This window comes from Sporosarcina sp. So3-204 (genome assembly GCF_058068165.1).
This window is the reverse complement of sequence record NZ_CM176485.1, coordinates 1534765-1555335: the sequence shown is the minus strand read 5'-3', so window position 1 is coordinate 1555335 and position 20571 is coordinate 1534765. Positions and strand designations below refer to the sequence as shown.

At 37.8% G+C, this 20571-nt stretch carries 22 protein-coding genes; 3 read left to right on the top strand and 19 right to left on the bottom strand.

The genetic code is table 11. The features are described 5' to 3' along the window. Positions 1-95 precede the first annotated feature (95 nt). Both vrrA and AC3RV6_RS07530 read left to right on the top strand, forming a co-directional pair. On the top strand, positions 96-557 hold the full coding sequence (vrrA, locus tag AC3RV6_RS07535) for a VrrA/YqfQ family protein (RefSeq protein WP_489748834.1): 462 nt from the start codon (positions 96-98) through the stop codon (positions 555-557). 67 nt (positions 558-624) lie between these two features. Next, positions 625-1599 (top strand): 4-hydroxy-3-methylbut-2-enyl diphosphate reductase, encoded by a 975-nt coding sequence (locus AC3RV6_RS07530; RefSeq protein ID WP_489748833.1) that lies wholly within the window; start codon positions 625-627, stop codon positions 1597-1599. 77 nt (positions 1600-1676) lie between these two features. On the opposite strand, the gene AC3RV6_RS07525 is transcribed toward AC3RV6_RS07530, so the two are convergent. The 9 genes from AC3RV6_RS07525 to ccpN all read right to left on the bottom strand — a co-directional run bounded on the left by AC3RV6_RS07525 (position 1677) and on the right by ccpN (position 10571). Beyond that, on the bottom strand, positions 1677-2795 hold the full coding sequence (locus AC3RV6_RS07525) for a Nif3-like dinuclear metal center hexameric protein (protein WP_489748832.1): 1119 nt from the start codon (positions 2793-2795) through the stop codon (positions 1677-1679). After that, entirely contained in the window at positions 2792-3490 is a 699-nt protein-coding gene (locus tag AC3RV6_RS07520) for a tRNA (adenine(22)-N(1))-methyltransferase (RefSeq protein ID WP_489748831.1), read from the bottom strand. The genes AC3RV6_RS07525 and AC3RV6_RS07520 overlap by 4 nt, the downstream gene beginning before the upstream one ends. A 91-nt stretch (positions 3491-3581) precedes the next feature. Next, the gene (locus AC3RV6_RS07515) at positions 3582-3941 is read right to left on the bottom strand and encodes a c-type cytochrome (RefSeq protein WP_489748830.1); all 360 of its coding nucleotides are present in this window, start codon (positions 3939-3941) and stop codon (positions 3582-3584) included. 139 nt (positions 3942-4080) lie between these two features. Next, on the bottom strand, positions 4081-5220 hold the full coding sequence (locus tag AC3RV6_RS07510; protein ID WP_489748829.1) for an acyl-CoA dehydrogenase family protein: 1140 nt from the start codon (positions 5218-5220) through the stop codon (positions 4081-4083). A gap of 95 nt (positions 5221-5315) precedes the next feature. Next, positions 5316-5873, bottom strand: coding sequence for a hypothetical protein (locus AC3RV6_RS07505; RefSeq protein WP_489748828.1), 558 nt, complete (start codon positions 5871-5873; stop codon positions 5316-5318). Between the two features lie 60 nt (positions 5874-5933). After that, the gene (gene rpoD / locus AC3RV6_RS07500) at positions 5934-7064 is read right to left on the bottom strand and encodes an RNA polymerase sigma factor RpoD (RefSeq protein ID WP_489748827.1); all 1131 of its coding nucleotides are present in this window, start codon (positions 7062-7064) and stop codon (positions 5934-5936) included. Positions 7065-7098: 34 nt separating this feature from the next. Beyond that, positions 7099-8916: a DNA primase gene (dnaG, locus tag AC3RV6_RS07495; RefSeq protein ID WP_489748826.1), complete on the bottom strand. Its 1818-nt coding sequence runs from the start codon at positions 8914-8916 to the stop codon at positions 7099-7101. A gap of 178 nt (positions 8917-9094) precedes the next feature. Next, positions 9095-9931, bottom strand: a complete 837-nt coding sequence (locus AC3RV6_RS07490) for a pyruvate, water dikinase regulatory protein (protein ID WP_489748825.1) — start codon at positions 9929-9931, stop codon at positions 9095-9097. Between the two features lie 10 nt (positions 9932-9941). Continuing rightward, entirely contained in the window at positions 9942-10571 is a 630-nt protein-coding gene (gene ccpN / locus AC3RV6_RS07485; protein WP_489748824.1) for a transcriptional regulator CcpN, read from the bottom strand. A gap of 353 nt (positions 10572-10924) precedes the next feature. Between ccpN and AC3RV6_RS07480 the strand changes: the two genes are divergently transcribed. Continuing rightward, positions 10925-12295, top strand: a complete 1371-nt coding sequence (locus AC3RV6_RS07480; protein WP_489748823.1) for a glycine--tRNA ligase — start codon at positions 10925-10927, stop codon at positions 12293-12295. A gap of 41 nt (positions 12296-12336) precedes the next feature. Here the strand turns inward: AC3RV6_RS07480 and recO are convergent, their stop codons facing one another. The 10 genes from recO to AC3RV6_RS07430 form a co-directional block, all read right to left on the bottom strand. Then, positions 12337-13119: a DNA repair protein RecO gene (gene recO / locus AC3RV6_RS07475; RefSeq protein WP_489748822.1), complete on the bottom strand. Its 783-nt coding sequence runs from the start codon at positions 13117-13119 to the stop codon at positions 12337-12339. Positions 13120-13174: 55 nt separating this feature from the next. Beyond that, positions 13175-14092 (bottom strand): GTPase Era, encoded by a 918-nt coding sequence (gene era / locus AC3RV6_RS07470; RefSeq protein ID WP_489749210.1) that lies wholly within the window; start codon positions 14090-14092, stop codon positions 13175-13177. Then, positions 14073-14483, bottom strand: coding sequence for a cytidine deaminase (locus tag AC3RV6_RS07465; protein WP_489748821.1), 411 nt, complete (start codon positions 14481-14483; stop codon positions 14073-14075). Before AC3RV6_RS07465 ends, era begins: the two co-directional genes overlap by 20 nt. A 4-nt stretch (positions 14484-14487) precedes the next feature. Next, a complete protein-coding gene (locus AC3RV6_RS07460) occupies positions 14488-14850 on the bottom strand; it encodes a diacylglycerol kinase family protein (RefSeq protein ID WP_489748820.1) in 363 nt (120 codons plus the stop codon). Positions 14851-14853: 3 nt separating this feature from the next. Beyond that, positions 14854-15327 (bottom strand): rRNA maturation RNase YbeY, encoded by a 474-nt coding sequence (gene ybeY / locus AC3RV6_RS07455; protein ID WP_489748819.1) that lies wholly within the window; start codon positions 15325-15327, stop codon positions 14854-14856. Between the two features lie 201 nt (positions 15328-15528). Continuing rightward, positions 15529-17655: an HD family phosphohydrolase gene (locus tag AC3RV6_RS07450; RefSeq protein WP_489748818.1), complete on the bottom strand. Its 2127-nt coding sequence runs from the start codon at positions 17653-17655 to the stop codon at positions 15529-15531. An 81-nt stretch (positions 17656-17736) separates the two neighbouring features. Further along, positions 17737-18645, bottom strand: coding sequence for a PhoH family protein (locus AC3RV6_RS07445; protein ID WP_489749209.1), 909 nt, complete (start codon positions 18643-18645; stop codon positions 17737-17739). Positions 18646-18701: 56 nt separating this feature from the next. Then, entirely contained in the window at positions 18702-19790 is a 1089-nt protein-coding gene (locus AC3RV6_RS07440; RefSeq protein ID WP_489748817.1) for a sporulation protein YqfD, read from the bottom strand. Beyond that, on the bottom strand, positions 19780-20037 hold the full coding sequence (locus tag AC3RV6_RS07435) for a hypothetical protein (RefSeq protein ID WP_489748816.1): 258 nt from the start codon (positions 20035-20037) through the stop codon (positions 19780-19782). Before AC3RV6_RS07435 ends, AC3RV6_RS07440 begins: the two co-directional genes overlap by 11 nt. Positions 20038-20087: 50 nt before the next feature. Beyond that, positions 20088-20558 carry a hypothetical protein gene (locus AC3RV6_RS07430; RefSeq protein WP_489748815.1) on the bottom strand — a complete coding sequence of 157 codons (471 nt, stop codon included), beginning with the start codon at positions 20556-20558 and terminating at the stop codon, positions 20088-20090. Between the last annotated feature and the right edge of the window lie 13 nt (positions 20559-20571).

The following is a 20571-nucleotide window of genomic DNA, read 5'->3' as shown; positions in this document are numbered from 1 at the left end:
ATTTCTATTGTATCACGATTTTGTTCCACCGTATGTCATTTTCGCATACGATATAATGTGTTTGTCTATTCAGTTTTATAGAAAGGAGTAATCTATTGAGATACGAATCATTTTATCCGTTCACACGTAACCAGTCACCCGCTCCACCTCAAAGGCAACAAGGCTTCGGTTTTCCTCCTCCTTTTCCTGGAGTAGGTCAGAACCCTAGTCAACAAAATCCATCACAAGGACAAAATCCGGGTCAATCTGCTCAAGGGCGCAGTCCAGCCATGGGACCCGGCTCCTCTAAGTTGGAATCTTATATGGCAACAGCACATCAGTTTATGAATACTGCGCAGCAATTCGCTCCCGTCGTCCAGCAATTCGCACCAATGGTACGTAATCTACCTGCAATGTGGAGACTTTATAAAGGCTTTCAGTCCCTTCCTTCTGCAGGAGAACAAGCATCATCAGTTGGGCCTGCCGTTCAAAATGTAGCTAGATCTGCAGCACAATCACCCATTCCTAATATCGGTCCGCAACCATCAGTTCCAAGAATATTTCAGCCACCCAGGTGAGAACTTTGAAACACAAACAAAACTCCGTTATAATAGAAGATAGAATCCTATTAGAGGAGTGATTTAAGTGAAAGTGTTGAAAATTACCCCAAGAGGTTATTGCTACGGGGTCGTTGATGCAATGATTATCGCTAGAAATGCGGCGCTCGACAAATCTTTACCGAGACCAATTTATATATTGGGTATGATTGTGCATAATAAACATGTAACAGATGCTTTTGAAGAAGATGGTATTATTACACTTGATGGAGAAAACAGGTTAGACATCCTAAGGAAAGTCGAATCTGGTACAGTGATTTTCACTGCACATGGTGTTTCTCCAGAAGTAAGAGAGCTCGCAAAGAAAAAAGGTCTCGTTTCGATAGACGCAACTTGTCCTGATGTCACAGTTACACATGATTTAATTGAAGAAAAGTCTGCTGAAGGCTATGACATTATTTATATCGGCAAGAAATTTCATCCTGAGCCAGAAGGTGCAATAGGTGTTGCGCCAAAACAAGTTCATCTAATTGAGAACTTAGAAGACGTTGCAAAACTTCAAATTGAAAATGATAAACTCCTAGTAACAAATCAAACAACAATGAGTCAATGGGATGTAGCACATTTAATGAAAGCACTCGAAGAAAAATTCCCACACATTGAAACTGTTCAAGAAATTTGTTTAGCGACACAAGTTCGTCAAGAAGCAGTTGCTGAACAAGCTGGAGCAGCCGACCTGCTAATCGTTGTAGGAGATCCGCTAAGCAATAACTCAAACCGTCTCACACAAGTGTCGGTTGAAATTGCTAACACCCCTTCTTACAGAATTGCTGATGTTTCTGAAATTGATTTAAATTGGTTAGACGGAATTAAGACTGTCGCTGTCACGGCTGGTGCTTCAACGCCAACATTAGTCGTTCGGGAAGTCATTGCATTTCTAGAAAAATTCGATTCAGAGGATCCAACAACACATCATCCAGAGAAAAAGTTTTTACTTGAAAAGATTTTACCTAAAATTAAAAACCCATCTCCTGTTATACGCATAGAACCATATACTCTATAATCGACAACCGGTCTCCTTAAACTTGGAGACCGGTTTTTATTTCAATTAAAGAAGTCAGGGATTTCTGCTGAATTCAGTTAATTAAAACTAAATGGTTCTGTAATTACTTCTGATTCAATAAATGACACAGAATAATTAGCTTCAAGACACAATTTCGTCATATAGTTAGCAACGCCCTGTATCATGACTCTTTCAATATTATGCCCAGGATCAACAACTGCCAATCCGATAGCTTCTGCATCATGTGCAACATGATAATAGAGATCGCCCGTTACAAGAACATCTGCGCCACTTCGTTTCGCAGCATGTATGTATTTATTCCCATCTCCACCCAGTACAGCAACAGTTTTTATCGCTTTCTTTGAGTCACCGACAAAGCGAACTGCCGGCACATTGAACACTTTTTTTACATGCTCTGTAAACTCTTCAAGTGTCAATACTTCCCTTAGCTTCCCAACCCTACCCAGCCCTAGTTCGTTTGTCTTCTGATCTAACAAGTAGACATCATATGCTGGTTCTTCATAAGGATGAGCTAAAATCATCGCCTTAAGAACATGTTTCTGAATTGATTCTGGCATTACAACTTCAATTCTTTCTTCAACAACTTCTTCTGACTTATCAATTTGACCAAGAAACGGATTCGCACCTTTCAACGGTGTAAAGCGTCCAATTCCTGTCAATACAAAACTACAAGCTTCATAATCACCAATAGCTCCTGCACCCGCCTTAGCCAAAACATCACGCATTTCTTCTGCATGAGTAGCAGGACAGAATACAGTCAACTTATTTAGCCTCTCAGAATAGGTCTTTTCAACAATTTCTGTTTCTGTTAAACCTAATTTTTCAGCAAGCATATCATTAACACCACCCTGCGCAACATCAAGATTTGTATGTGCAGCATAGACTGATATATCATTTTTAATGCATTTTTTAATCATCTGACCTTGTGGCGTATCTGTTAAAATACTTTTCAAAGGTCTGAAAATAGGTGGATGATGCGCGATGATTAGATTCGCACCTTTCTCAATCGCCTCATCAATAACCGCTTCATTCACATCAAGCGTAACTAGAACTCTTTCAACTGGATGATTCAATTGCCCAATATGAAGACCTACAGGATCTCCTTCCATCGCATAACGCTTTGGAGACCACTTTTCGAATAACGCAATTACTTCATGACCATTCACTTTTTTCAATTCTCTAACTCCTTTCCAATAAGTTTGATAAAACGCGTCAGTTTTTCTTTTTTCTCAATAGTTGACGGCGTTTCCTCGGCTTTAGCGATTAAGCTTAGAACGCGATTCCATTCCGCAATTTCGCTTAACCATTTGCTATGAAACACTTTATTTTTTTCTGCTACAAGGAAAGGTCCAGCCAATAACTCAAGTTCATCGTAAACTACATGGCCTTTTTCCAAAATAAGAATCTCATAAATTTTTTCATCTTCAATCATTATCTGCTCATCGACTAATTTCCAATCATTGGAAACTGCCCATTCACGAATCGAAATCGCTTGAATGTTTGGTTGTGCAATAATGCGTTTTACATGTCCTAAACGCTGCTTTCCACTTTCCAAGATTGACGCGATTAATGACCCACCCATACCTGCAATTGTGACAGTATCAACACAATCATTTTCTTCAATAGCTAAAAGACCATCTGCCAAGCGAACAATTATATCGTCTTCTAGGCCTTCTTTTTTTACGTTGTTACTCGCAGCATCAAATGGACCTTTTGCAACCTCACCAGCAATCGCCTTTTGCGCAATTCCTTTTTTTATAAGATACGTAGGCAAATAAGCATGGTCACTACCGATATCTGCAACCACTGCACCCTGTTCCACATAAGAAGCTACGACTAATAATCTATCTGATAATCGTTTCATACTCAATAAATTCTACCAACTTTCAATTAAAAAATATAAAAAAGCCCTCCATCAACAGATTACTTCTGCCGATAGAGGGACCTTTCCATTTTATATCCTATTCAAGTGCTAAAATATAATCTACCATTTCTTCAATATGCTCGTCAGGAATTAGTCCCGCAGGCATCATTGGAGGAACGCCATTTTTGATAGCATCCATCATTTCTTCCTTAGGGAAAGTTGCTCCCGCCAATGCAGGTCCAACTCCACCTTCAAGACTACCACCATGACATGAGATACACTTACCTGTTGCTACTTCAGCATCAAAATCAGCAACATCCACTGATTCTTCAGTTTCGCCTTCTGCATCCTTTGCGATATCTTCTTTTTTCTCAAGTCCATAAAGAGACATGAAGAATATAAGGCCAATTCCAAGCCCGAAAATCAGGATAAAAGGTATAATAGGATTTTTATTCATTGAATTACCCTCCTTTTTCACAATCAATTCTGTATTAAATACAGTACACATCTAATATTGTACTGTATTCGCATGGAAACTGAAAGCCATATTTCGAATTTTTTCTAGCTTTGTGTCTAATTCGACAAAAAGTTCACAGTCACGCTAAAATTAACCTAGCAATGACCATACGTTGAATTTCTGAAGTTCCTTCGCCAATTTCGAGTAGCTTCGCATCTCGCATATACCGTTCGACTTCGTACTCTTTCATATAACCGTAACCACCGTGAATTTGAATCGCCTCATTCGCAACTTCCATAGCAATTTCTGACGCATACAATTTACACATAGCAGCTTCCTTCGTATATGGACGACCTTCATCTTTTAACCATGCAGCTTTATAAACCATATCGCGTGCTAATTCTATTTTCATCGCCATATCAGCTAATTTGAACTGTGTAACTTGAAATTCTGCCAAAACTTTCCCAAACTGCTTGCGCTCTTTAGAATATTTCAGCGCCCTATCATATGCGGCCTGAGCGATCCCAACAGCCATAGCGCCTATTCCAATACGACCACCGTCTAATGTTACAAGGAACTGTCGGAAGCCGTTACCGCGCACGCCAAGCAGGTTCTCCTTCGGAACACGAACATTATCCATTACGAGTTCAGTTGTGTTAGAAGCATTCAAGCCCATTTTTTCATAATTATCAATCACAGTGAAACCAGGTGCATCGGTAGGTACGATTATCGCACTAATTTCTTTTTTACCATCCTTCATACCAGTTATTGCCGTAATCGCAAGATTTTTTGCATAACTAGCATTTGTTATATACACTTTCGATCCATTAATAATAAAATCATCACCATCTTCTACTGCAGTCGTTTGCGTACCCCCCGCATCTGACCCTGCATTCGGCTCTGTTAATCCAAATGCACCAAAAGATTCCCCAGAACAAATAGCTGATAAATATTTCAATTTCTGTTCTTCAGTCCCAAATAAATTTAACGGTGCCCCACCTAGTGAAATATGTGCTGAATACGTAATACCTGTAGATGCACATGCACGACTCAGTTCTTCGGTAACGATGGCAAAACTAGTCGTATCAGCACCGCCGCCTCCGTATTCTTCAGAAAAAGGTAACCCCATCATACCCATTTCAGAAAGTTTTTTGAAAATCTCAACAGGAAATTCTTTTGAACGATCACGATCAATCGCTCCAGGTGCTACTTCTGCAACTGCAAAATCCCGAATCATTTTCCTAATCATCTGCTGTTCTTCTGTCAAATCAAAATTCATTTTATCCATCCCCTTTACTCTGTGAACGCTTACACACTTAAGTATAACGGGATTCACAATAGATTCAAAGTTAATTATACAAAACGGAAACTATTTCACGACTTTAAGAACAAAAACGCTATGACCAGAATAATTCCAGCCGCCCCAGAAATCGTAAAATAGAGTAGTTTCAACAATCTTCCCGTAAATAGCCATAACGCACAATTTAACACAAGTAATCCTAGTAAGAGCATCGTTTGACCCTCGAAAAATACAATCCATAATTTTAATGAAATCACTAATATAATAAGCGCACTTAATATGTATAAAAAAGGAACAACTTTTGATTTAACCATAGAACCGCGCATTGCATATATCAAAAACAATAAAACAAAACCGGCCGCCAAACTAATTGTAAAAATAGGATATCCCGTGAAGATAAACATACTTCCGCACACTATAACGGATAGTATTAAAAGCATAACAAGTTTTTTATTTAACTTGTTCTTCTCTTTTAACAGCTCGGATTTTCGAACTTTTCCTTTATCATTTTCTTCCTCTTCACCCTGTGCATATAAAGTAATTAAAAAGTCACAGTAATGCGCTGGTAGCAGATTACTCTGTTTCCAATACTTTATTTCTGAAATAATTATTTTTTTACGCTGTGGATTCATATGTTAATCGCCCCTAGATATAGTTAAAGTGCACCAGCAGTCAAATGCCGGTGCACTAAATTATTCGAGAAAGTCTTTTAATCTTTTGCTTCTCGATGGATGTCTAAGTTTGCGTAATGCTTTCGCCTCAATTTGACGAATTCTTTCACGTGTCACACCAAATACACGTCCCACTTCTTCCAATGTTCTAGTACGACCGTCATCTAGTCCAAATCTAAGACGTAGAACATTTTCTTCACGATCTGTTAATGTATCTAGGACATCTTCAAGCTGCTCCTTTAATAACTCATATGCAGCATGGTCCGATGGAGATTGCGCTTCTGAATCCTCTATGAAATCACCAAGATGTGAATCGTCTTCCTCACCAATCGGCGTTTCCAAAGATACTGGCTCTTGAGAGATTTTTAATATTTCACGAACTCTATCTGCAGTTAGTTCCATTTCTTCCCCTATTTCTTCAGGTGAAGGTTCACGGCCTAAGTCTTGCAACAATTGTCTTTGTACACGGATTAATTTATTAATTGTTTCAACCATATGCACAGGAATACGAATTGTGCGTGCTTGATCCGCTATCGCACGTGTAATTGCTTGACGAATCCACCAAGTAGCATACGTACTAAACTTAAAGCCTTTTGTATGATCGAATTTCTCAACGGCTTTTATTAGTCCCATATTACCTTCTTGAATCAAGTCAAGAAATAACATGCCGCGTCCTACATATCTTTTTGCAATACTAACGACTAGACGAAGGTTGGCTTCAGCTAATTCTTTACTAGCTTCATCGTCACCTTCAATAATTCGTTTTGCAAGCGCCACTTCTTCCTGTCCAGTCAATAATTCAACTCGTCCAATTTCTTTTAGATACATACGAACTGGATCATTAATTTTCACACCAGGCGGGACACTTAAATCATTTAAATCTAACTTTAAATCCTCATCTTCATTCTTACCTGTTTTCTTTCCTTCTTCTTCTTCATCTTCAGATTTACGATCCATATCAATACCTTGTGCTTCCACAAGATCTAGAAACTCCTCGAATTGTTCTGGCTCAATTTCATACTGGGAAAGTTTTTCAGTAACCTCATCCAGCGTCAGTTCACCTGACTTTTTACCTGCTTCTAATAACTTCGCTTTTACTTCATTTATCGTCAATTCTTCTTTCATTCCTGCAGACAATTCTTTTTTACTCATCTTACTTGTTCCTCCTTCTGACACCGGATTCCCACTACAATAACATTGAAGATTTCCGGAGCTGAATAATTTCCCTGGCCAGCTCCAGCGCCCGGGTATGATCGTTTCCTTTTTCTGCTTCGTTTGATTCATGCATTTTATCGCGAATTAATAATTCGATTCGATATTTTTCTAAATGTTTAAGACAATCTTCAATTTCTTCCGTAGTATGCTCAGAATCTTGTTCAGTTATAGCAGCTTCTAATACAATCTTCCTTAAATCACGATCTTCTAACGTTTCAGCAAAACGCTGATAGTCTGGCGTTCCATGTTGTTCATAAAACCCGGCAAGATGTACGAATATTGCTGTATAATCATCATGAATAAATATATCTCTTTTTTCTTTTTGAAAACGGTCAAATAACAAACCGTCATTCAATAGATGAAAGAGCAACAGTCGCTCTGCACGTTCAATTCCTGTTTTTTTGCGATATGGCTGAGTAGTTTCATTGGTTTCCTTAAAAATAACTGGATTCGCTTTCGTTTGTTTTGCACGATTCCCTATTAACTTCATAAATTGCTGTTGAATGGCGTCAGTTGAAATATTCGTTTCCTCAGATAGTTGACGAATATATAAATCCCTTTCAATCGGTGATGTACGTGTCGAAAGTTCCTCAAGAACCTCTTGAATAAACTGCAATACATCATTCTCATAGGAAAAGTTTTTAGAGCGCTTGGCATAAGCCATCATGAATGACATATAAGATACTGGATTACCAATAATTTTTTCACGAAAAGCTTCTGCACCATACTCCGTAATATAATCATCAGGATCCATTCGACCTGGGAGCAATGCTATTTCAACATTAAAACCTTTTTGAGCAGCCATGATGGCGAAACGTTTTGCAGCTTCCCAGCCTGCATCGTCTCCATCACAACAAATAAGTACTTCTTTTGCTATTCTTTTCAGCTTTATTAGATGCGTATCTGACAAAGCAGTTCCCATTACAGCAACACTGTTAGATACATTTGCCCGATCCGCTGATATTGTATCCATAAAACCTTCAAACAGTATTACTTTACCCGTTTTTCTGACATTAAGACGGGCATTGTGTAAATTGTATAATATTTTACTTTTTTCAAAGATTGGGCTTTCTGGACTATTAAGGTATTTAGCTTCCTCTTTTCCTTCCGATAAAGTCCGACCTGAAAATCCAATCGGATTCCCATTATCGTCATGAAGTGGGAACATAATACGTCCACGGAAGCGATCAAAATAGCCAGTCCCATCATCTTTCATAATACATAGACCAGCACGTTGCATTTCTAACAAGTCGAAATCTTTTCTTTTTAGTAAGTCTGATAGAGAGGTGAAGTTATCCAAAGACCACCCAATACCGTATTTTTCGATACTCGCTCGCGTAAATCCTCTTTTTTCAAGGTATTCTAATGCTTTCTCACCTTCAATAGTATTTAAAAGAAGATGACTATAAAAGTTTGTCGCAAGCGCATGGGCATCAATCATATGCCTAAATTCTTCGTTAGGACCAGTTAAGCGATTAGAACTAGAAATAATCGTGCTATCTAACTCCGTACCGGATCGTTCCGCAAGTTTAATAACCGCATCAGTAAATGGGCTATTCTCAATATCCATAACGAATGTAATAGCATTACCACTTGCACCGCATCCAAAACAATGAAAAATTTGTTTATCTTCTGATACAGAAAATGATGGTGTACTTTCACCATGGAATGGGCAAAGTCCAAACCAGTTCCTTCCACGCTTCGTCAATTGCATATATTCGCCAATCAAATCCACAATATCTGTTTTCGAGCGAACATTTTCGATTGTTTCTTCTGGTATCCTAGTCATTCAATCACCATTCTCTGGTCTGTTTACTTAGTTTCGAGATAATCTTCATAAACCCTTCTTATTTCGACAATTAATTACAATTATTTTACGAAACTACAATTTTACACTACTTTACAAATTTTATCGACTAATTAATTCCTTGCCATGATTTCACGGCTTAAAGAAGAACCTTTCCTTTTCATTGGGAAGGTTCTTCTTTATTAATTCTCTGATTCATTCGTTCAGAAATGATTACATTTGCAGTCTCTTCCACTGCGCGATTTGTTACATCTATAACTTTACAACCAATTTTATCAGTTATTCTTTTGAAATGTTCAATCTCTTCTTCGATTCTTTCAAGTCTTGCATAGTTTGCATCATCTTTTAATCCAAGAGCAATAAGTCGTTCTTTTCTAATAGAATTTAATTTCTCAGGAGAAATGATAAGTGCAAAACATTTATTTGAATTAATCATATATAACTCTTCGGGTGGATCCACTTCAGGTACGAGTGGGACATTGGCAACCTTATAACGTTTATGTGCAAGATATTGTGATAAAGGTGTTTTCGATGTCCTTGAAATACCAACTAAGACAATGTCTGCCTCCAAAATACCGCGTGGATCTCGTCCGTCATCATATTTAACCGCAAATTCAATGGCTTCAATTTTCTTGAAATAATCCTCATCGAGCTTTCTTACTAAGCCAGGCTCCTCTATAGCTTCTTCACCAAGTTCTATACTTAATTGTTCAAGAACTGGACCGAGAAGATCTATACACTTGAGTCCATTTATAATACATTCTTGTTTTAATTTTGATCGCATACTGCTTTTTACTAAAGTATAAATAATTATAGCATTTTGTTCTTTCGCTAAAAACACAATTTCTTTTAATTGCGTTTCATCCTCAATATGTGAAAAACGTTTCAGTGATACAGCTTCGAGTCCTTGACCGAATTGACTAGCAGCTGCTTTTGCAACTAGTTCTGCTGTTTCTCCGATTGAATCCGAAACGATAAACAATGTTAACTTTCTCATATAATCCCCCTCATAATTCGTGGTCATCCGCCAGTGAAAGGAAAGCAGCGGTGATATTAGTTTTTGTGATACGACCAACGACTTCAAGCCCTTCGCCTTTTTCTCGAATAACTGGGAGTGAGTCAATTTGTTTATCTATCATTTTTTTAGATGCCTCATAAAGCGTATCACCTTTTTTACAATAGGTTATATTAGGCATGCGTGTCATTATAACATGAACAGGTATTTTTTCTAATTCATTATTACCGATACTTGTCCTAAGCAAATCTTTTCGAGATAAAACGCCTGTTAAATTTGAAGACTCGTCTACAACAAATAATGTGCCAACATCTTCTAAAAACATATGACAAATTGCGTCATAAACGGAAATATTTTCTGCAACAACTACGGGAATCGATTGAAAATTTCCGACTTTCATCGCATTCATACTATCTGAAATAGACTGGGTTGGTTTTTTACCAGAATAAAAATACCCAACACGTGGTCTCGCATCTAGATAGCCAGCCATTGTTAAAATCGCAAGATCAGGACGGATTGTCGCTCGAACTAAATTTAGTCTAACGGCAATTTGCTCTCCTGTTATAGGACCATCTTTTTTTACAATCTCAAGTATGTGCGTCTGGCGCTTATTCAGTTCCATATGTCACCGCCTCAAGCGAATAATTCTATAGCAAACTATATTTCACTAAAATTTCTAATCCTTAACTATTATATACGAAACAGCCAACTATTGCGAAGAAATAAGAACCGTGCTACACTAATAGTCGAACTGAATAGGCGTTGATGGGAATAAAAGTAGTGCTATTTATAGCGAGCGGAGAGAGTGAAAGTCCGCAGACAGCATGAAGAGGCAACCTGGAGCTATGTATTTTCTAAGAGGACTGCAAAAATTCGCAGTCAATCGAGGTGGAACCGCGGGTCATTATGCACTCGTCCTCGGACTTTATGTCCGAAGACGAGTGCTTATTTTAATTTGAAAGGAATGGATGATTAATGGATAAGATTGTTAACTTAGCTAAAGCACGTGGGTTTGTTTTCCCTGGTTCGGAGATTTATGGAGGTCTTGCAAACACTTGGGATTATGGTCCTCTAGGTATTGAGTTAAAAAATAATATTAAAAGAGCTTGGTGGCAAAAATTTGTTCAAGAATCCCCGCATAACGTTGGCTTAGATGCAGCAATTCTAATGAATCCTAAAGTTTGGGAAGCATCGGGACATACAAGTAATTTTAATGACCCAATGATTGACTGTAAAAAATGTAATACTCGCCACCGTGCGGACAAGCTTATTGAAGATGCACTTAATGCTAAGGATATCGAATTAATTGTAGATGGTCTATCATTCGATAAGATGAATGAATTAATTGAGGAGCATAATATTGTTTGCCCTTCTTGTGGCGCAATGAATTATACAGATATTCGTCAATTCAATCTAATGTTCAAAACGTTCCAGGGTGTTACAGAGTCATCGTCTAATGAAATTTTCCTTCGTCCAGAAACAGCACAAGGTATCTTCGTGAACTTCAAAAATGTTCAGCGCTCTATGAGGAAAAAAATGCCTTTCGGAATTGCTCAAATTGGTAAAAGCTTCCGCAACGAAATCACGCCAGGAAACTTTACTTTCCGTACACGTGAGTTTGAACAAATGGAGTTAGAGTTTTTCTGTAAGCCCGGTGAAGATATGGAATGGTATGCATTTTGGCGTGACTTCGCTAAAAACTTCCTACTGAACTTAGGACTAACAGATACGAATATGCGCTTGCGTGAACATGATGATGATGAACTTTCACATTACTCAAAAGGTACAGTCGATATTGAGTATAAATTCCCATTTGGTTGGGGCGAGCTTTGGGGAATTGCAAACAGAACTGATTTTGACCTAAAACGTCATATGGAATTTTCCGGAGAAGATTTCCATTACCAGGATCCAATTACAAATGAAAAATTCGTACCTTATTGTATCGAACCATCTCTAGGTGCCGATCGTGTCACACTCGCTTTCCTAACAGATGCGTATGACGAAGAGGAGCTTGAAGGTGACGATAAACGTACTGTATTACGTTTCCACCCTGCCATTGCACCAGTTAAAGCTGCTGTTCTTCCTTTATCTAAAAAACTTGCAGAGAGCGCTGATAAAGTATATGCAGAACTACGTAAGCACTTCGTTGTGCAATACGATGATTCACAATCAATCGGCAGAAGATACCGCCGTCAAGATGAGATTGGAACGCCTTTCTGTATTACGTATGATTTTGATTCTGAAGAAGATCAAAAAGTTACAGTTAGACACCGAGATTCAATGGAACAAATCAGATTACCAATTAATGAAGTTAAAGATTACATCCAAAAACATCTTGAATTTTAATAAATATAAACAATTTTAAAAACACCGAAGCTAGAAGACGATTAGTCATCTAACTTCGGTGTTTTTTTCTTTGGTAATAATGCAGGTGTTGATTCAAGTTGATCCAAAAAGGCTCTCGTTTTGAACCAAACACCGATCTGTTCATCATAAATAGTCCGTACTATCCTTTTCAACAGTAATTTCGTTTCCTTTTTTAACGTTAAATTTCCAACTTTATGAATGGGAACTGTGTAAAATGTTCGAATGAGCTTTACGTGAGTCGTTGTAAGTCGAACCAAATGACGATCAATTGCAAAACACCTATGACATATAAAACCAATTTCTTTAAATGAAAAAGCAAACTCCCCTTCAGTCGCGTGACAATTTGCACACTCATGAAGTATTGGATGGATTCCACCGACCACAAGCATCTTCCATTCGACGAACAACGAAATTGCTTCTGGATCATATTCTTCATTTATTGCATGTAATGCTTCGTATAAAAGATCATACACGCCTTGAACCCGCTCATTTTCTTCAGTCAATTTGTCTACTATTTCCACCACATAACTTGCATATGCAGTCGCTTCTAAATCTTCGCGAATGAATCGAAGTGAGCTAATTGGGTCTCCTTGAGAAAGCGTCCCCATACCTTTTCCTTTTCGAATAAGAAATGACCCATGAGTAAATAACTGCGTTACTGCGGCTAATTTACTACGCGGTTTTTTTGCACCCCGGGCCATCGCTGTTACCTTACCAGCTTCACGCGTAAATAAGGTAACAATTTTATTTGCCTCACCGTAAGGAATCGTTCTAAGTACAATGCCTTCCCATTTATTCAGCAAGTAACCACCTCATACATATTCCTTTTTAGCACAATGTAGCTGTAAAATAACTTTATTAATATTCGTCGTCACCAAAACCATATTCTCTAAGTCGACCTGGTTTGTTTCTCCAGTCCTTCTCTACTTTTACCCAAAGTTCTAAAAATACTTTTGTTCCTAGAAGCATTTCGATATCATATCTTGCCTTTGTGCCAATTTCTTTTAACAATGCGCCTCTTTTTCCTATAACAATCCCCTTTTGTGAATCTCGGTCAACAATAATTGTCGCCATAACATTTACAACGTCACGATCAGATTCTTTTTTAATTCTTTCAATTACAACTGCAACAGAATGCGGAATTTCTTCTCTCGTTAAATGAAGTACCTTTTCACGAATAAATTCTGAAATAATGAATCGTTCAGGATGATCAGTTACTTGGTCATCTGGATAATATTTTGGCCCTTCAGGTAGATATTTTTTCAATGTTTCAAGAAGGCGATCTGTATTACTTCCGTTAAGTGCAGAAATTGGAACAATCTCTGCAAAGTCATACTCAGATTTATATGAAATAATCGTTTTCATCAATTCTTCCGGATGAACCAAGTCTAACTTATTAATTATAAGGAATACTGGCGTTTCCGTACCTTGTAACATTTCGATAATAAAACGATCTCCTGGACCGATTTTCTCCTCAGCATTGACCATGAACATAATAACATCAACTTCGCGTAGTGTATTACGTGCAACTTTCACCATAAAATCACCGAGTTTATGTTTCGGTTTATGAATTCCAGGTGTATCAATGTAGATAAGTTGAGAATCTTCCGTCGTCACGACTCCTTGAACTTTATTACGAGTCGTTTGTGGTTTATTACTCATGATCGCTACTTTTTGACCAACCACATGATTTAAGAATGTAGATTTACCAACGTTTGGACGTCCTATAATAGCTATAAAGCCTGACTTAAAATTATTATTCTTCTCTTTCAAAATGAAGATCCTCCTTTTTAAATGCACCTGGAAGTAATTCAGCGACCGTTGTTTCCAAAACATCGCCTTTCAGGTTTGTTAAATAAACCGGCATGTCTGCATCACAGAACTCCGCCATAACTTGTCGACATGCACCGCATGGAGATATAGGTTTATCCGTATCTCCGACTACTGCCAATGCCTTAAAACTATGTACACCAACTGATACAGCTTTAAAAAAAGCAGTACGCTCCGCGCAATTCGTCATGCCAAACGAAGAGTTCTCAATATTACAACCATGATAAATTTCCCCATTTTCACCAAGTAATGCAGCGCCTACAGGAAACTTTGAATAAGGAACGTATGCTTGTTCACGTGCTATTTTTGACTCATTTAATAATTTTTCTATATTCACTATATCACCCTTTCAATAACATCCACCATTTAGGGATAAAGATTATTAAGCCGATAACAGCACTAACAATAGCATATATGAGTACCGAACCCGCCGCAAAATCTTTTGCTTGTTTTGCAAGCGGATGCTGTTTAGATGTAACTAGGTCAACAACCCTTTCAACAGCGGAATTCATAAGTTCCAGGGAAAGCATCCCGCCATTCAAAAGAATAATAATTATCCATTCTATCGTACTTAATCCAGTAAGCATAGCGGCTATAATAACAATAATTGCTGCGAAAACATGAAATTTAAAATTCCGTTCATTTTTCAGACCCAGAAGAATTCCCTCATACGCATATACAAACCCTTTTAGGAATTTATGCAAATTTTAACCCCTCTCGAGCCCAAAAGAGTCTAATATTTCTTTTTGTCTCCCAAACATTTTAACTTCTTCTACTTCTGTTTCATGGTCATATCCAAGCAAATGCAGGAAGCCGTGTAGAGCAAGAAAACAAATTTCACGGTCTAATTCATGTTCATATTCTTTGGCCTGCCTAACCGCTGTTTCAACGGAAATTAGTATATCGCCAAGTACAGTCGGCATACCTTCTGTGGAAATAACAGCTACTTCTCCTTCAACTACTTCTTCTAGAGCGAATGAAATTACGTCTGTTGGTTTATCAATTCCTCGGTAAGTTGCGTTCATTTTTTGAATTTCGTCATCTAACATAAAGGTTAAAGAAACTTCTATTTCGCCTGTTAATCCTTCTTCTTTAGCCGCATGGGACAATATAGTCGAAACAAGCTGTTGAAGTTCTTGATTAATGGACTCCGTTTCATCATTCACAAAAAGATCTAGCATATGTAACACCTACTTTCTATTAAAATAATAAGAATAACGTAATACTGGCGGTGCCATATAGGCGCTTCCGCTTTTCTTTGTCCTGTCTTCAGCGCCTAGCACCTCGAGTCGCTTCAATCTACTGCCAAAGTCAAAGAACGACTTTTGCTGTAGATCTCCAGCGCTTGTCGGTGCTGAACAGGCGCTTTCGCTTTTCTTTAGTCATTCTGGGTATTCTATTCTGTTGTGGAAAATTCCATTTAATGTCTCACATATGACAATTTCAACTTTTTTCAATTCTTTCATTGATAAATCACATTCATCAAATTGACCATCGCTTAATTTAGATGTGACAATTGATCGAACAAGTGCGGCAATTTTTTCCGATGTTGGATCTTTCATTGATCGAACAGCAGCTTCAACACTATCCGCAATTGAAATTATAGCAATTTCTTTTGTTTGCGGCTTTGGTCCAGGATATCTGTATTCCTCTTCCACCACATCTTGTCCTAGTTCACGCGCTTTCACAACAAAGAACATTAACAAACTCGTGCCGTGATGTTGTCTTGCAATATCGACAATTTCAGGTGGCATTTTGTGCTTTTCAAGCAATCTAGCCCCATCTTCTGCATGAGCAATAATAATATCACGACTATTTTCAGGTGACAATAAATCATGTGGATTTTTCCCACCATGCTGATTTTCAATGAAATAACCAGGCCTAAGCGTTTTTCCAATATCATGATAATAGCAGCCTACTCTTGCCAATAAGCCATTGGCACCAATTGATTCACAGGCCGCATCTGCTAAATTTGCCACCATTACACTGTGGTGGTATGTTCCTGGTGTTTCAATCAGTATTTTTTTAAACAATGGGTGATTTGGGTTTGAAAGTTCTATTAATCTCATATCAGATAATAACCGAAAAACCATTTCAAAAAACGGCATTAGCCCTATTGTTAATGCACCAGAAAGAATACCTGAAACAACAGCAGCTATTGCATAGAAAGTTAGTTCGGACAATTGATAAGAAGTTTGAGTCATCAATAAATAAAAGCCGATAAACATTAAATTAGCAATTGCGACGCCAAGACTTGCTCGTAAAATTGACGAACGTCGTTCAATACTGCCCAGTAGATAAAGACTTGTCATACCGCCAAATAATATATACAAGGTAATCTCCATCTGAATAATTGTAGCATAACCATCTTGAAGTAAAACACCAGCTGTAGCCGCAACAATGATTGTTGACATTAAAGCTAGACGCTCATTCGTTAATAGTTTTACAAGTAATGAAACGAGTGCTGTCGGAAAAAGAAATGCAATTAACAAATCAAAATCCTGTTCGATTAGAGAAATTAATTTCATTATAAAAACTGCTAGAAAAAATACAGTTAAAACAATCAACAAATATTTTTTCTTTATAGTATTTTTTTCATCCCAAGTAGCAAAGTGCATAAAAATAACAATTGAAATGAAGAGAACAAATAACATTAAACCAGCCATTGGCTTTACCGGGGATTGGTTAGTTAATAGACCTGATATTTCAAGTTGCCTATAAATTTCACTATCAATTACTTGCCCTTCTCTAACAATGACTTGCCCTTGTAAAATCCGTATTGGATCTACCGAGAGTTTTGTCTCTTCTACTCTAGCGGCGGTTAACTCCTCATTTACTACCTCAGTTTCAACAACCAAAGAACGACCAATTGTAATGACTGTCTCTAATACAGAAGAAGAAACAGTATCCGTAAGTCTAATTTTTCTTTCAACGTCATACTTAACAATCGCCAAATCGCTTACCCTAATCGGCTTATTCAACTCATCTCCGACCAATTTAACAAGCAATTCTTGCGTACGTATTAAACTGCTAAGATCTTCCGATAGTAAATCTTTAATAGCCTTATCACTCAAAAAAAGATCTGGCTCCTCTTCTTCAAGTGTAGCAAGATTACTCCTAAGTATTTCTATTTCCTTTTGCAAATCAATAGGCGGCAATTCTGTATTGTCTGATGCTTTGACCATATTTTTTTTAACATCAATTAAGCCGTCAAAGATTGACGTTGCAATGGCTTGTCTATTCTTCGCAACACCTTCTGAAAACTGATAAATAGGTTGGACCTCACTTGCCGCCCGCTCCTTCTCTAATTCTGTTTTTACTGTGTCTTCCACAGTTTTAACGGAACGGATTGCGTCTGGTGCTATTTGAAATAAAGTTAAATCATAAGTCTCTTGCTTTACATTCCCATACATTAACGAAAAAAGAATAATAGCGGAGAAACCTATAATTATCAATGAAAAGAAATTAAATTTAAGTTTTTTTAAATACTTGCTAACTTGCTGCAACAATTAGTTTTCCCCCGCTTTCCTTATCCTATCGCGGCATACCCGATTTATTCTAAGGATGAATTGTAAGGAAAGAGCAGTCGATTATAATGACTGCTCTTGTTCATAGGCATCAATAATTCTCGCGACTAGCGGATGACGAACGACATCCCCTTGTTCAAGGTATTGAAAAGTAATATCTGAAACATTACGTAATATTGATTCTGCAGCCTTTAGCCCGGAGCCCATACCTTTTGGCAAATCAATTTGTGTTTTATCACCATTAATAATCATTTTTGAGCCGAAACCCAATCGAGTTAAAAACATTTTCATCTGAGCTTTTGTCGTGTTTTGTGCCTCATCAAGAATAATAAACGCATCATCCAATGTACGACCACGCATATATGCAAGTGGTGCAATTTCAATTACGCCACGTTCAATAAGTCGTTCTGTTTGCTCGGCGCCAAGAACATCGTGAAGCGCATCATACAAAGGACGTAAATAAGGGTCAACTTTTTCTTTTAAATCACCTGGTAAAAAGCCTAAGCTTTCCCCTGCTTCTACCGCTGGGCGTGTTAGAATGATGCGTTTTACAGAACCTGTTTTCATCGCTTGAATAGCAAGGACAACAGCCAGATACGTTTTTCCTGTACCCGCGGGACCAATACAAAAAATCAAATCTTTTGAACGAATCGCTTGAACGTATTCTCTTTGTCCAATCGTCTTCGCTCGGATAGCTCTACCTTTCATATCACGTGAAATTTCTTCATCATATAATTCTGCAAAGTATTCAATAGTACCATTTTTCACCATCTCTATTGCTGTAGAAACATCTCGTTGGTTAATATTGATTCCTTTACGAATCACTTTCAACAACTGCTCTATGAGCGCGCGGCCGGAATTACATTCTTCCTCATCACCACTAATTGAAATCTTTTCACCTCTTGTCATAATGGATATAACAAGTTGCTCTTCTATTAACTTGATGTTTTGATCGGAGATCCCGAGCAGCATTACCGCTTCGTTCGGATCTTCGATATGCAATTGAATCACCTTTTTTTCCAATGGCTTCAGTCTCCTTGGGATATCCGTCTTTTAACAGCAATATCATCATTCACTAGAAACAATATTGTTCCTTTAACTTTATCATTATCATATGCTAGGTGCAAAACTTTATAGTTTTTAATGACCGCACTTGCACCGCGTTCTTCTAGTAGTTTTTTCTTTAATAATGGGACAATGACTGTTTCTTCCATACCTTCTACCAGATTGATTTGTCTGAGCTCATCATTAACGTGACGCTCAGTTGTCACAATACGCCAAAATGTATTTTTGTCAAAACTATCCCTTTCCCACGGAGGATTAAACGTAAAAGCAACATTTTCTTCTCCTTGAACATTATATGAAATCTTTTTCGGCATACTGAATTCATATTCTATCCAATAATCCGCAAAAACAGCACCTTCAGCCCCAACTACTGTTTTTTTATCACCTTGTTCAAGAACGCCAGTAGCAAGCAGGTCACCCTTCTTAACGGTAGAATTAATAATGCCTATCCGTTCTCCTCTTGTCAAAGCGAAACGTGTCAGGACACCGCCTGTGCTCGCTACGAGGTTCGATGGCGGCCCCGGCTCTTCTGAAGCACTCTCAGATTGAGGCGATAACATAGGTATGACTGTAAAAGATGTACCATTACGCTTAAATCGAACCCATGATAGTGAAGGGTCATTTTGCATAAGTTCCCTGCGAATCTCATCTTCGCCCGGGAGTAATAAAAGAGGTCTGAGTAAAGTGATCTTGGATTCTATTAGTTTTTCTTCAATTCGTTCCTCGACTTCTGGCCTATCAGATTCTACGTTTAACGACCATAAGAAGAATGAACAAGCAAACGGAATGAATAGCACAATTACATAACGATAGTTATTAAATAACGTCTTTAACCCCAAATCTTTGCTCGTCGAATTAATTTTCACTTTCAAACCATATCTTCTTCTATACTTACGTATTAGTTTCAGACCTTTTTGATCAGTTTGAAAATGAGCTCCACCTTCATTTACTGATAGGGCAATAATTTTTGTTCCTTTAACTTTGAGCTTTGTCAGACATTTTGATAGATCACCGTCACCGAAAAGTTGGACATTAAATCTTTTAAGAATCATAGTTCTTTTCCTCGGATACATGAGTTGTAATTATTAAACTTGTTATTTTTGTAAATGTAAAGACCGCTTCATCTTCTGCTAATGTTTCAACTATCAAATCTTCTCCAGACGCCTTAACCATGTAGTCACCACTTTTAATCGTGGCGGAATCGGGGCCAAGTGTTTGAAGTTCATATGGACCATTGATTCGTAAAGAAGAAAAGTCATCGATTGTAATATGAGAACTTGTATTGAATAGCTTTTTCAAATAATAAAACCCCCTGTACAAATCATATGAAATGTACAGGGGTTAGATGATTATCGCTTTGATTTAGGTGGGCCAAATATTTCAGAAAAAATAACACCTTTTATTAAATCTTCTTCACCCTTTGGCAAAAGGCTTGCTGTGTTTACAGTAGCGCGTTTAAACTGCTGAGCGTTTGAAGTTGATGAACTAACTCTCGAACGACTCCCATCTCTTTGCGTACGGCTATTTCTTCTATTCTCTCTTTTTACAACAGGAGGTTTCTCTTCAACTATTTTCGCTGGGATAACTACCTGAGGAACTCTTTGTGTCGGTGAAGCTTCCGTTTTCTGCTCCATTTCTTGTTGCAGTTCACGGTATAAATCCCTCGACATTTCTTTTAGCTTTCCTACCGGATTATTTGGGGGACTCTCCTGTGCAGTAAACGGCTTTGTCTGTTTACTTTCAGATGCATCCTTACCTTTTTTCTTTCTGAATAATGATCCGATAATCAGCATAATAATCAATGGAATTAATTGTTCCATTTATTACATCCCC

Bases quoted from the DNA above. Each gene is read 5' to 3' on its own strand.
- AC3RV6_RS07515 (WP_489748830.1), bottom strand. From the start codon at position 3,941: ATGAATAAAAATCCTATTATACCTTTTATCCTGATTTTCGGGCTTGGA.
- AC3RV6_RS07510 (WP_489748829.1), bottom strand. From the start codon at position 5,220: ATGAATTTTGATTTGACAGAAGAACAGCAGATGATTAGGAAAATGATT.
- AC3RV6_RS07505 (WP_489748828.1), bottom strand. From the start codon at position 5,873: ATGAATCCACAGCGTAAAAAAATAATTATTTCAGAAATAAAGTATTGG.
- rpoD (WP_489748827.1), bottom strand. From the start codon at position 7,064: ATGAGTAAAAAAGAATTGTCTGCAGGAATGAAAGAAGAATTGACGATA.
- dnaG (WP_489748826.1), bottom strand. From the start codon at position 8,916: ATGACTAGGATACCAGAAGAAACAATCGAAAATGTTCGCTCGAAAACA.
- AC3RV6_RS07490 (WP_489748825.1), bottom strand. From the start codon at position 9,931: ATGAGAAAGTTAACATTGTTTATCGTTTCGGATTCAATCGGAGAAACA.
- ccpN (WP_489748824.1), bottom strand. From the start codon at position 10,571: ATGGAACTGAATAAGCGCCAGACGCACATACTTGAGATTGTAAAAAAA.
- AC3RV6_RS07480 (WP_489748823.1), top strand. From the start codon at position 10,925: ATGGATAAGATTGTTAACTTAGCTAAAGCACGTGGGTTTGTTTTCCCT.
- ybeY (WP_489748819.1), bottom strand. From the start codon at position 15,327: ATGCTAGATCTTTTTGTGAATGATGAAACGGAGTCCATTAATCAAGAA.
- AC3RV6_RS07445 (WP_489749209.1), bottom strand. From the start codon at position 18,645: ATGCTGCTCGGGATCTCCGATCAAAACATCAAGTTAATAGAAGAGCAA.
- AC3RV6_RS07440 (WP_489748817.1), bottom strand. From the start codon at position 19,790: ATGATTCTTAAAAGATTTAATGTCCAACTTTTCGGTGACGGTGATCTA.
- AC3RV6_RS07430 (WP_489748815.1), bottom strand. From the start codon at position 20,558: ATGGAACAATTAATTCCATTGATTATTATGCTGATTATCGGATCATTA.